General features: G+C 71.4%; 9 protein-coding genes. 4 read left to right on the top strand and 5 right to left on the bottom strand.

All coding sequences use genetic code 11. The features are described from left to right. Positions 1-39: 39 nt before the first annotated feature. The 4 genes from AB0I18_RS24215 to AB0I18_RS24200 all read right to left on the bottom strand — a co-directional run bounded on the left by AB0I18_RS24215 (position 40) and on the right by AB0I18_RS24200 (position 6,538). Entirely contained in the window at positions 40-1,686 is a 1,647-nt protein-coding gene (locus tag AB0I18_RS24215) for a serine/threonine-protein kinase (protein WP_363107644.1), read from the bottom strand. Positions 1,687-1,730: 44 nt separating this feature from the next. After that, positions 1,731-3,362, bottom strand: coding sequence for a sulfite exporter TauE/SafE family protein (locus AB0I18_RS24210; RefSeq protein ID WP_363107687.1), 1,632 nt, complete (start codon positions 3,360-3,362; stop codon positions 1,731-1,733). A gap of 47 nt (positions 3,363-3,409) precedes the next feature. After that, the gene (locus tag AB0I18_RS24205; protein WP_363107643.1) at positions 3,410-4,867 is read right to left on the bottom strand and encodes a tetratricopeptide repeat protein; all 1,458 of its coding nucleotides are present in this window, start codon (positions 4,865-4,867) and stop codon (positions 3,410-3,412) included. A 123-nt stretch (positions 4,868-4,990) separates the two neighbouring features. After that, positions 4,991-6,538: a DUF4331 domain-containing protein gene (locus AB0I18_RS24200; RefSeq protein ID WP_363107642.1), complete on the bottom strand. Its 1,548-nt coding sequence runs from the start codon at positions 6,536-6,538 to the stop codon at positions 4,991-4,993. A gap of 263 nt (positions 6,539-6,801) precedes the next feature. On the opposite strand from AB0I18_RS24200, the gene AB0I18_RS24195 reads away from it, so the two are divergent. The 3 genes from AB0I18_RS24195 to AB0I18_RS24185 all read left to right on the top strand — a co-directional run bounded on the left by AB0I18_RS24195 (position 6,802) and on the right by AB0I18_RS24185 (position 8,511). Then, positions 6,802-7,344 carry a sigma-70 family RNA polymerase sigma factor gene (locus tag AB0I18_RS24195; RefSeq protein WP_363107686.1) on the top strand — a complete coding sequence of 181 codons (543 nt, stop codon included), beginning with the start codon at positions 6,802-6,804 and terminating at the stop codon, positions 7,342-7,344. After that, complete coding sequence (locus tag AB0I18_RS24190; RefSeq protein ID WP_363107641.1) at positions 7,341-8,126, top strand: anti-sigma factor; 786 nt, start codon at positions 7,341-7,343, stop codon at positions 8,124-8,126. Before AB0I18_RS24195 ends, AB0I18_RS24190 begins: the two co-directional genes overlap by 4 nt. A 115-nt stretch (positions 8,127-8,241) precedes the next feature. Continuing rightward, positions 8,242-8,511, top strand: coding sequence for a hypothetical protein (locus tag AB0I18_RS24185; protein ID WP_363107640.1), 270 nt, complete (start codon positions 8,242-8,244; stop codon positions 8,509-8,511). Between the two features lie 56 nt (positions 8,512-8,567). On the opposite strand, the gene AB0I18_RS24180 is transcribed toward AB0I18_RS24185, so the two are convergent. Beyond that, positions 8,568-9,785, bottom strand: coding sequence for a CaiB/BaiF CoA-transferase family protein (locus AB0I18_RS24180; RefSeq protein ID WP_363107639.1), 1,218 nt, complete (start codon positions 9,783-9,785; stop codon positions 8,568-8,570). Positions 9,786-9,920: 135 nt separating this feature from the next. Between AB0I18_RS24180 and AB0I18_RS24175 the strand changes: the two genes are divergently transcribed. Then, positions 9,921-11,657 (top strand): amidohydrolase, encoded by a 1,737-nt coding sequence (locus AB0I18_RS24175; RefSeq protein WP_363107638.1) that lies wholly within the window; start codon positions 9,921-9,923, stop codon positions 11,655-11,657. Positions 11,658-11,675 lie beyond the last annotated feature (18 nt).

Raw genomic sequence — 11,675 nt, 5'->3', positions numbered from 1 at the left:
CATCGCTGTGGCTGTCGCCGTCGTCTAGGGAGATGTCGTCTAGGGCGATGTGGAAGCGGAGGCCTCGTCCGTCGGGGTCTCCGTTTCGCAGGCCACCGAGAACGGCACCCGGTTCGACGTCGCCTGCTTCGGCTCGCGGACCTCCACGCCGATCTCGTTCTGATACGTCCCCGACTCGTCGTACGTCGTCACGCGGACCGTGTTCTGCTTGGTCCTGTCGCCGCCCGCGGGGAACGAGAGGGTCTTCCAGCCCGGGTCGGACACTTCGCCGTTCTCCGTCACCCAGCGGTACTCGACCTCCGTCGGCACGACGCCCACCGTGAACGTCGCCGTGAAGGTGGGCGCCTCCGCGCCGGGCGGCGGACAGACACCGGAGTAGTCGGTATTCGAACCTGTGACGGTCACCTTCACGGACTGTTCGGGCGGGGCGCTGGTCGTCTGGCCGCCGCCGGTGGTCGAGCCGCCGTTCGTGCCGGAACTCTCGCTGGTCGTCCCGCCGTCGGTGCCGCCCTCGTTGTTCCCGCCGTTGTCATTGCCGTCCGACGTACCGCCCGACGTGCCGCCGTTGCCGCTCGTGCCGCCTTCGGACGTGCCGCCGTTGGTGCCCCCGCCTCCTCCGTCGTCCTGGTTGACCAGGGCGTACGTCAGCCCCGCGAGCGCGAACGCGAGGGCGGCGAGGCCCGCGATCACGACCATCGTGGCTCGCCGGGGATGGGCGGGCTCGGCGGTGGTGGTCGTCGCCCCGGTCGGGGTCCGCTGCGGGGTGTGGACCGAGGGCGTGGGCATCGGTGGGGTCGGGGCCGGTTGTGGCAGTGCGGCGACGGTCGGCGCGTACGCGGGACCGCCCGTGCTGGGCGTGCCGCCCGCCGCGACGAGCCGCAGGTCCCGTTCGGCGGCCTCGGCCGACAGACGGTCCGCCGGGTCCTTGCGCAGCAGGCCCTCGATGACCGGGGCCAGTGGGCCCGCCCGGTGCGGCGGCGGCAGTTCCTCGTCGACGACCGCGCGCAGGGTGCTGAGCGGAGTGCTCTGGCGGAAGGGCGAGTTGCCCTCGACCGCCGCGTAGAGGAGAACGCCGAGCGACCACAGATCGGACTCGGGGCCCGGCCTGCGCCCCAACGCCCGCTCGGGGGCGAGGAATTCGGGAGAACCGATGACCTCGCCGGTCATGGTGAGCGCCGAACTGCCCTCGACCATGGCGATGCCGAAGTCGGTGAGGACGACCCGGCCGTCGTTGGACATCAGTACGTTGCCGGGCTTGACGTCGCGGTGCAGGACCCCCGCCGCGTGGGCGGCCCGCAGCGCGGCGAGCACCTCCGCGCCGATGTGCGCGGTGCGCTGCGGCGACAGCGGGCCCTCGGCGTCCAGGACGTCGGAGAGCGAGAGACCGCGGACCAGTTCCATCACGATCCAGGGGCGGCCGCCCTCCATCGCCACGTCGTAGACCGTCACCACGTTGCGGTTCGCGACGCGGGCGGCGGCCCAGGCCTCGCGCTCCAGCCGGGCGTACAACCGCTCGACGTCGGGAGTCGGCAGCCCGGCCGGGGCGCGCACCTCCTTGACTGCGACCTCGCGGTGCAGCACCTCGTCGCGGGCGCGCCACACTGTCCCCATCCCGCCCTCACCCAGCGGCGCGAGCAGACGGTAGCGCCCCGCGATCACTCGTTCACTGCCCGGATCTTCGGACACGGTCGCCCCCCATTCGCATCCGCACGATTCAGAACAAAAGTAGCTCAACCGAGCGCGGTTGCCGCCCCCTTGAACACCAATCCAGCCCCAAGGGCCACCACCACGAACGCGGATCCGAGCGGAGTGCCCCGCCGGAGCAGGGTCGCGATCCGGCCGCTCGACCACCGGGCGCCGTTCTCGATCGCCTTCGCGACCCGGCCGCCGACCTTGACCACGGCGAACCCGGCCGCCGTGAGGGTGAGCGCGAGCCCTACCCCGTACGCCAGCACGAGCAGCAGCCCGAACCAGGCCTTGCCGAGCGCGGCGGCGCCGACGAGCACGACGACGGCGGAAGGGCTGGGGACGAGCCCGCCCGCGAAACCGAGGAGAACGGTGTCCTTGAGTTTGAGAGAGGGGGAGTGGGAGTGCGTGTGGGGGTGCGGATGGCTGTGGGGGTGCGGGTGAGTGTGGGGATGTGGGTGCTCGTGTCCGTGGTCGTGGCTGTGGGGGGAGCCGTGGTCGTGCCCTTGCTTGTCACCGTGCTCGTCGCTGGCGTTCGCGACGGCGACATCGCCGTGGCCGTGCCCGTGGCTGTGTCCGTGGCTGTGTCCGTGCGAGTGCCCGTGTCCATGAGAGTGGCCGTGCCCATGCCCATGCCCATGCCCGTGTTCCCGTTGGCGCCAAGCCCGTCGTACGAGGGTCGCGCCGGCCACCGTCACGATGACGCCGCTCGTCACGCCCAGCCAGGCGATGACGGAGGGCGCGGCGGCCGAACCGGCGGTGACGAGGAGGCCAAGGGCGACCACGCCGAGGGTGTGGGTGACGGTCACCGAGGCGGCGAGCGGCAGCACGTCGCGCATCGTGGCGTTGCCGCGGGCGGCGGCCGTGGCGGCCATGATCGTCTTGCCGTGGCCCGGGGCGAGGGCGTGCAGGGCGCCGAGCAGCACGGCGATGCCGAGGGCGAGCGCGGCGAAGCCGAAGGTCAGGTCGTGGCGGGCCACGAGGTCGTCCAGTGCGCGGGTCCAGCGGTCGGCGCCGCGCGGCAGTACGGAGGAGGCGGGGGCGTCCGAGTCGGCCTCGGCGAGGGCGGGGCCGCCGGGCCCGGCACGCAGCGACGCGGTCGCGGTGTCCTCCGGCGACGACAGCAACTCCTGGGGATAGCTGGTCAGTTCGCGGGACACGGACTTCTCGGGAACGTCCGAGGAGGTGAGGGTCATACGGTCGCCGCGCGCCGTGACCTCGCGCCAGCCGGGACCGTCGTCCACGGCGGCGTGGAAGCGCACGGATACGTTCTCCGCCGGCAGCGGAGCCGTCCAACGGCACTCCACCCGAAGGGTCTTGAGCCCCGCCTGCCCCGGCCGCACGAGGGCGCGGCTCTCACCGACGGCCAGCGCGAGGGCCTTCCCGCCCACGGTGACCCGGCTCTTCCCGGCCGCCGTCTCGCACCGTTCCCGGGCCCAACTTCCCATGCCGGCCTTGTCGATCGCGGGCTGGGCCTGGGTCGCCGGGATCTCCGCGAGGTCCTCCACGTGGTCGACCCGCAGCTCTTCGGGGGCGACGACGAGACCGTCGTACCGGTTGACGGTGAAGTTGCCGAGCGGATGGGCCGCCGCCGTGCCGGTGGGGATCAGTACGAGCGCGCAGGCGGCCACGAGCACGGCCGTGAAGGAGGCGAACGCGCGACGGTGCGAGCGCAGGGCGAGCCGGACGCGGGAGGCTCGGGGGCCGCGCGGGGCCAGGGCGCTCACTTGGCACCGCCCAGCGCAGTCAGCGCCTTCTCGGCCTTCTTCGCCCCCACTGGGGAGAAGCCCGCGTTGAGCTTCAGGGCCGACGACAGGCTGGCGCGGGCTTCCTTCTTGTCGCCCGTGGCCTGTTCGATCATGCCGCGGTGGTAGCGGAAGGTCGCGTCGCGGTAGCCGGTGGCCGTGGCGCGGCGGGCGTAGGGCAGCGCCTCGCTGTCCCGGCCGTTGACGTGCAGGGCCCAGGCGAGCGCGTCCGCGGTGTGGACGGTCTGCCGGCGCTTCCACTCGTCGCGGGCGGCGCGCAGGGCGGCCTCTCGGTCGCCGTGGTCCGCCGCCGCGAGGGCCGTGTCGAGATCGGCGTTGACCCCGTTCGCGCGGGCCAGCGCGGTCCAGGCGTTCACCAGGGCGTACTGGTCGCGGGCCTTCGCCTTGTCGCCCTCGCCGCCGCGGGCCTCGTAGAGCTCGCCGAGGACCACCAGCGGGCCGGGCAGCGGATAGCGGTCCACGATGTCCTCCATGCCCCGGATCGCGGCCGCCCGGTCGCCGTTCGCCGCCTGCGCCCTGGCCCGGCCCTCCAGCGCCGGGAGGTACGCCCCGTCGGCGCGCAGGGCCCGCTCGTAGTGCTTCAGCGCGGTCTCGTACTCGCCCTCGCGCCAGGCGAGTTGGCCGAGCGCGGTCGCCACGTACGCGATGTCCCCGGGAGCCGTGGCATTCGCCAGCGCCTGTTCCAGGACGCGCCGCGCGGTGGGTACGTCGCCGCGCAGCTCACGTACGTAGGCGTACCGGGTGAAGACCGGGATGCCGGGGCGGCGGGCGTCGGCCTCGTCGGCGGCCTTCGACGCCTCCTTGTAGCGGCCGAGTTCGACCAGGGCGTCGATCCGGGTCGACAGCGCCCGCTCGTTGTACGCGTTCCGGCCGAGCGCCTCCTCCGCGTACCGCAGTGCGTCGGGGAAGTCGTGCCGGGCCGCGGCCAGCGCCGCCCGGCCGGCCAGTGCCGGGTCGTTGTCGGGGCTCAGCTTCAGCGACCGCTCCAGCGCCCGCTCCGCCTGCGGGTAGCGCGACGGGTCGCCGTTGGTGCGCGCCTGCTCGATGTAGGCGACGCCCAGGGTGGCCCAGCCGGTGAAGTCCTTGGGCTGCGCCTTCAGATGGGACTGGAGCGCGGAGATGCTTGAGGCCAGGCTCCCGCTGGCCAGCAGTTCGGGTGCGACGGCGGGCGCGGACGCCACCGTACCGACGTCCCCGTCGTCCCGGGCCCCCAGCGCCACGGCCCCCGCGGTCATCGCGACGGCGAGGGCGACGGCGCACGCCGCGAGCCGCAGCGTCCGCCGCCGGCCGGACTCCGAAACATTCCCCTCCGGGGCGGCCCCGCCATCCCGACGCGGGGCGTCCTCGCCGTCGTGCGGCGGGGCCTCGTCGGCGCGATCCCTCTGCTGCGCGTCGTCGTTCGTACGCGGGGACATGCCCTCTCCTCAATCGCCTTGGTGGAAATCGCCTCGGTGGAAGCGGAAGTTCACGGATGAGCGGCGCGGCCCGCGCGCCGTGGGGGACGGGGTTGCGCGGGCCGCGCCAGTCGGTGGGGTGGGTCAGTAGTAGCCGCTCACCCGACGGCGGCTGCGCCACCACATGACGCCGGTGCCGATCAGCAGGAACCCGGCCGCGCCCGACACCGCCGAGACGGCGATCAGCGTGGTGTCGTCCCCGCCGCTGCCGCTCGCACCAGCGGGCGTCAGGGCGTCGCCGATCTGGTTGCGTACGTCACCCTTGGTGCTGTCGGTTCCCTTGGCCAGCGGCCCGCGCGATCCGGAGGTCGGCTCGGCCACGTACGGGAACGCCTTCTCGAACTCCTGGTCGTTCTTGTCGACCGCGTCGCCCAAGTCGTTCTTGGCGCCCAGCAGTTCACCCTCGACGACCTGCAGCGACGCGTCGATCACGTCGTCGGTGAGCCGACGCCCGTTGGGGAAGCCCGCGGTGTCGCCGTCCAGCACGCCGAGCCGCTTGGGCTTGGCCGCCGGCTTGATCGAGGTGTTGAGGCGCAGCATCTCCGAAGGCGTGACGTGCGGCGGCTGGTTGAGGTCCGGTACGCCCTTCAGGAAGACGTCCACCAGGTCGTTCCTGGGCTCGTCCGGGGCCGGGATCTTGTAGATCGCCTCGATGAGCTTCGGCAGCTCCGGCTCGGTGACGTTCTTCAGGAAGTCGGCGTCGTTCCACGGCGCGGACGCGTTGAACTTGTCCTTGTCCTTGATCGGGTTGACGACCTCGTTCACCAGCGGCATGCCGAGCCGCGAGACCTGCCGGTACTCACCCGAGGCGCTCTTGCGCTGCGTCGTCGACCAGATACCGACGATCGGCTGCTCGGCCGACTCCTGGATCAGGTCGTTCGGCACCTGCAGGGCGATGGAGTTGACGTTGTATTCCTTGAGCGTGTCGTTGCCGACCTCCGACAGGTTCCCGCCGTACAGGAGGTCGAATACCCGCAGATCCGCGAAGAACGGATCGTCCGCCTGCCCCGCGAACGTCTTGGTGCCACCGGCGAGTTCATGGATCGCCTGGTCGCGCAGCTTGCCGTAGTCCGGCATCGACGCCTGGCCGACGTTCGACGGCGCGACCGGCACGTCGTCCGCGATGTACGTCCGCTTGACGAGCTTCTGGTCCTTGAGCTTGAGCAGCTCGATGTCGTACGTCTGCGTGATGTTGAGGTCCGGGTCGTCGAGGCTCTCGACCGGCCCCGTGTTGTACAGGAAGCTCTTGTCGTTCTTGACCTGTGTCTTGAACGTGTAGCGGAACAGCAGATCGCCCTGCGCGTCCCCGTCGTTGTCGATGTGGATGTCGTACTGGGCGTCCTCCGCGAACGTGTAGAAGTTCGGCCCGCCCGCCGGTTCCTCGAACGGGATCACGTTCGCCACGAGGGTCGTCGTGTCCGGATGGTCGGGGCTCACGAACGCGTACAGGTCCGTGTTGTCGAACTGTGGTGTCCCCGAGATCAGCGGGGCCTCCCGGTGGCTTGAGGCGCTCGCCGATACCGGTCCGAGCGCGGTCACGCCGGCGGCCGCTAGCCCACCGGTGGCCAGCGCACCGCAGACAAGGGTCGCGAGGCTCCTGCGTCCCACGATCCTGCTGGTTTTAGGTGTCATGCCGTCCGTCCTCTGTCCCAAAGCTGTTGTCCGGGCGGAGATGTGTGCGGGAAGCGACCTGTCGAGTGGTCTGCCTTCGCGCTCGTGCCGCGTCGGAGCCTGTTGCCTGATGCACGTCATTCGGAGCCGGTGGGGGAACGGATTGGTCTCGGATTCACCCGCGTTTTCAAGCAGTTGATCCGTAACCCCATCCGAAGACGTTCCTGCGCCGAATACGTGGGGATACGACGGGCCGTTCAGGCCGGAGAGGGGGGAAACGGGTGGTGGAGGCGGACGAACTCCTGGTGCTCGTGGCCGGAGGCGACCAGAAGGCCTTCGAGGATCTGTACGGACTGGTGTCCGGGCCGGTCTTCGGACTGGTGCGTCGCGTGGTGCGGGACCCGGCCCAGTCGGAGGAGGTCGCCCAGGAGGTGCTCCTCGAACTCTGGCGCTCCGCCGCACGCTACGACCCCGGCCGGGGCAGCGCCCTCGCATGGGTCCTCACCCTCGCCCACCGCCGGGCGGTCGACCGGGTGCGCAGCGCCCGCGCGGCCGGTGAACGCGAGCTGAAGATGGCCCGGCGCGCCAACGGCCCCGCCTTCGACCAGGTCGCCGAGGAGGTGGAGGCGGGCCTCGAACGCGAATGGGTCCGCCGCTGCCTGGACCGGCTCACCGCACTGCAACGCCAGTCCGTCACCCTCGCCTACTACGACGGCTACACGTACCGTGAAGTGGCCGAACGGCTCTCCTTACCGCTCGGCACCGTCAAGACGCGGATGCGCGACGGACTCACGCGGCTGCGCGACTGCCTGGGAGGTGTCGCATGACCACCGTCTTCCGGCGCCGCGCCCTGCACTCGCTGGCCGCCCCCTACGCACTCGACGCCCTGGAGCCCCGTGAGCACAAGCGTTTCGAGAAGCACCTGAAGCGCTGCGGCAGCTGCGCCGCCGAGGTGCGCGCCCTGCGCGAGGACGCGGTCAGGCTCGCCTGGTCCACGGCCGCCCCGGCCCCGGCCGCGATGCGCGACCGGGTCCTCATGGCCGTGCGGCAGACCCCGCAGGAGACGGCCTTCGGGGAACCGCAGCCGCGCGCACACGCACAGCGGCCGCAGTCGCGGGCGCGTCGCTCCGGCTTCTCGCCGTTCCTCGTCCCGCTCGCCTCCACCACGGCCGCCGCGGCGCTCGTCGTCGCCGCCCTCTTCGGGATGCAGGCCTCCCGCACCCAGGACCAGCTCGACCAACAGCAGGCCCAGGCACGTGAGATCGCACACGTTCTCGCCGCTCCGGACGCCCGGGCGACCGCCGGCCGGGACGCCGGCGGCCAGGGCATCGGCGTCGTCGCGTCCGCCTCGCAGCGCACCGCCGTGGTGACCGCCGCGGGCCTGGGCGCACCTTCGAACGGAAGGGTTCATCAACTGTGGCTCATGCGACCAGAGGTGAAACCGCGCTCCCTGGGACTCCTCGACGGCGACACGCCCTTGGTCGCCGCCGAACTGAATACGGACGCGACCTCACTCGCTGTCACCGTCGAACCGCCTGGCGGCTCCACGCAGCCCACAACCGCACCAGTTGTCCAACTCGCCCTGGAATCAGTCGGATTCGGAGAGTAATCGTCAACAGCCTTGCAGGGGAGGTGAATCCTGCGCCCGGGATACACGAGTGTGATGAGGGAGCGATAGGGTTAACCTGCCCGGGCCGGGTGCCCTCGTATGGGTGGGGAGTGACATGGAACAGATAACAGTGCGTGGCAGGGCGCGAGTCCCTGCGATCACGTGTGGCAGCAGCGCGACAAGCTCGCGCCTCGACCGCCATCTCTCGGTGATGGGTGGCCCCGCCATCCCTCAGCGCGAGTCGGCCGAGGCGACGGACCTGATGCGCGAGCTCACCACGCGTGACACCGCGCACGACCGCACCGGCAGGGGCGCGCGAGTGAGGCGGGTCTCGCTCTTCGCACCGCTGCGCCGGCTGCGTCGTTCCCTGTTCGGCGGCCGCTGAGAAGCGGCCCCGGTCGCTGAGAGGCGACCGACACCGAACAGGAGCCCGACTCGCGCTCAGGCGGCCACACCGTCCCGGCGCAGTGCTGCGATCTCATCGTCCGTCATCCCCACGGCACGCAGCAGCGCCCCGGTGTGTTCCCCGAGCGCGGGTACGGGCCCCATCCGCGCCTCGCCCCCGCCCGGCAGCGTGATCGGCGGCAGCAACGCCCTGAGCGGCCCCACCGGCGAGTCCACCTCCCGCCACCGGTCCCTGGCCGCCAGCTGAGGATGCTCCGCCACCTCCCGTACGTCCCGCAGCCGCGCACACGCGATCCCGGCCGCCTCGAGCCGCGCCACCGCCTCGTCCGCGGTCAGCGCCGCCAGAGCCTTCCCGACCAACTCATCGGTACGCTCCCGGTGTTCGACCCGGGCCGCGTTCGTCGCGTACGCCGGATCGGCCGCCAGCTCCGGCCGTCCCACGACCTGTTCGGCCAGCCGCCGCCACTCCCGGTCGTTCTGCACCGACAGCAGCACCCGGCCGCCGTCCGCCGTCGGATAGGCGTCGTACGGTGCGATGACGGCGTGCGCGAGACCCGTGCGCGCCGGGGGAGTTCCGCCGTGCATCGCATGGTGCAGCGGATGCCCCATCCATTCGGCGAGCGCGTCCAGCATCGACACCTCCACGGGCCCGCCGCGGCCCGTCGTCCCGCGCCGCACCAGCGCCGCGAGGACCCCGGAGAACGCGTACATCGCCGCCGCGATGTCGGCCGCCGGAATCCCCGCCTTCACCGGCTGGTCGGCTGTCCCGGTCACGGACACCAGACCCGCCTCGCACTGCACGAGCATGTCGTACGCCCGCTTGTCGGCGTACGGACCCGAGGCCCCGTAGCCCGAGATGTCCACGGCGATCAGCCTCGGGTGCCGCGCGCACAGGGTGGCCGCGTCCAGGCCGAGCCGGGCGGCCGCGCCCTGCGCGAGGTTCTGCACGAAGACGTCGGCGCCGGCGACGAGACGGCGTACGACGTCCAGGCCGCGCGGGTCCTTCAGGTCGAGGGCGAGGGACTCCTTGCCGCGGTTGCACCACACGAAGTGCGAGGCGAGTCCGGCCGCCGCGGTGTCGTAACCGCGGGCGAAGTCACCGCCGTCGACGCGCTCGACCTTGATCACCCTGGCGCCGAGGTCGGCCAGCTGCCGGGTGGCGAAGGGCGCCGCGACGGCCTGCTCGACGGAGACGACGGTGATGCCTTCCAGCGGCAGGGGAAGGGCTTCCGGAGGCAGCGGGAGTGGTTCCATGCGACGGATCATGGCCCGTGCGTAACAGCTTTGTCATACACGGATGTTGACGGGGCAATCTTTCGGGGCCAGGGTTGCTGATCGTTTGCACGTTCCCTGTGGTTGATACAGCGATCCTCACCCCCGGAGGTGCGCGTGTGTGACCTGCACGATCATCATGAACACGAGACGGCGACCCCGAACGGCCAGGCCCTGAGCCGCCGCCGCATCATGCAGTTGCTGGGTGCGGCGGGTGTGACGACGGCCGTGATGACGGCCGAGGCCGATCCCGCGATGGCCGCATCGGCCGACGAGGCCGACGCGGCCGACGGCACGTACGAAGCCCCCGAGGGCCTCGCCGAGGACAGCCCGGCCAAGACGGCCGCACTGGACTGGATCGAGTCCCAGAGCGGCCGGATCACCGGACTCAACTCCGAGATCTGGGAGAACGCCGAGCTCAGCCTGCGCGAGTGGAAGTCGTCGATCGCCGAGGCCGACTTCCTCGAACGGGCCGGATTCGACGTGGAGTTCGGCACGGCGGGCTTCCCGACGGCCTTCACCGCGACCTTCTCGTACGGCGAGGGCGGACCCGTCCTCGGCTTCAGCGGCGAGTACGACGCGCTGCCCGGCCTCTCGCAGAGCAAGGGCGTCGGCCACCACGACCCCCGCGAGTACATCCATGATCCGTTCGCACCCAGCTACGGGCCCGGCCACGGCTGCGGACACAGCGCGCTCGGCACGGCGGCCGCGGCAGCCGCCGCGGCCGTCGCTCAGACCGCGAAGAAGCACAAGCTCCCCGTCACGGTGAAGTTCTTCGGCTCGACCGCCGAGGAGACCCTGATCGGCAAGACGTACGCGGTCAGCAAGGGCGTGTACGAGGGCCTCGACGCGTTCCTCGACTGGCACCCGTCGACCTCGAACGCCACCGGCTGGGGCTCCAACTCGGCGATGACCGCGGTCACCTTCACCTTCCTCGGCGTCGCCGGACACGGCGGCACCCCGCTCGGCAACAAGAGCGCGCTGGACGCCGCCGTGATGATGGCAACGATGTCCGAGTTCCTGCGCGAGGAGAACCTGGCCCCGTCGGGCCGCCTGCACTGGGTGATCAACAACGGCGGCGACATCCCGAACGTGACCCCCGAGATAGCCGAGATCTCCTACTACGTACGCGAGGGCAGCCCCGCCCGCGTCCAGGTGCTGCTCGACAAGGTCGTCGCCGTCTCGCAGGCCGCGGCCATGGCCTCGCAGACGAAGGTGCGGCACCGGGTCACCTCGGCCTGCTGGAACCAGCTGCCGTCCAAGTCCTTCGCCGAGCTGCTGCACGCCAACATGAAACAGCTCGGGCCGCCCGAATTCACCGACGAGGCCCACACGTTGGCGAAGGAGCTCCAGGAGTCCCTGGGCCTGCCGCAGAAGGGCATGCACACCGAGATCGCCGAACTCACCGCGCCCAACCCGGTGTTCATGGGCGGCGGCTCCACGGACGTCGCCGACATCAGCTGGAACGTGCCGACCGTGTCCATGGGCGCCGCCCTCGCCCCCATCGGCACCAAGATGCACACCTGGTCCACGGCCGCCTGCGCGGCCGCGGCTCCCGGCCAGGCCGCCGTCGTCGCCGCCGCGAAGTACCTCGCGGCCACCGCCGTCGACCTGCTCACCCAGCCCGCCCGGCTCAAGGCGATCAAGGACGAGTTCGCGAACCGTACGAAGGGCGTCGAGTGGAAGACGGCACTGCCCGACGGCTATGAACCGCCCATGTACGAGCCGCCGGAGTGGTTCCTGAGGAAGACCGGCCAGCAGTGGCCGCCGGAGAACATCACCTGGCCGCCGAAGCGGGTGGTGTCCCAGGAGAAGTTCTCCTCACTCGGACCCGAACTGTCCCCGCAGAAGTAGGAGTTACGAGGGTCAGGG

This window comes from Streptomyces sp. NPDC050704, from assembly GCF_040654355.1.
In the GTDB taxonomy this organism is placed as follows: Bacteria; Actinomycetota; Actinomycetes; order Streptomycetales; family Streptomycetaceae; genus Streptomyces.
The sequence above is the reverse complement of the archived record's forward strand: the minus strand, read 5'-3'. Positions and strand labels throughout refer to the sequence as shown.

Excerpts from the sequence above, each read along its gene's own strand:
- AB0I18_RS24205 (WP_363107643.1), bottom strand. The coding sequence starts at position 4,867 with ATGTCCCCGCGTACGAACGACGACGCGCAGCAGAGGGATCGCGCCGAC.
- AB0I18_RS24200 (WP_363107642.1), bottom strand. The coding sequence starts at position 6,538 with ATGACACCTAAAACCAGCAGGATCGTGGGACGCAGGAGCCTCGCGACC.
- AB0I18_RS24180 (WP_363107639.1), bottom strand. The coding sequence starts at position 9,785 with ATGGAACCACTCCCGCTGCCTCCGGAAGCCCTTCCCCTGCCGCTGGAA.
- AB0I18_RS24185 (WP_363107640.1), top strand. The coding sequence starts at position 8,242 with ATGGAACAGATAACAGTGCGTGGCAGGGCGCGAGTCCCTGCGATCACG.
- AB0I18_RS24190 (WP_363107641.1), top strand. The coding sequence starts at position 7,341 with ATGACCACCGTCTTCCGGCGCCGCGCCCTGCACTCGCTGGCCGCCCCC.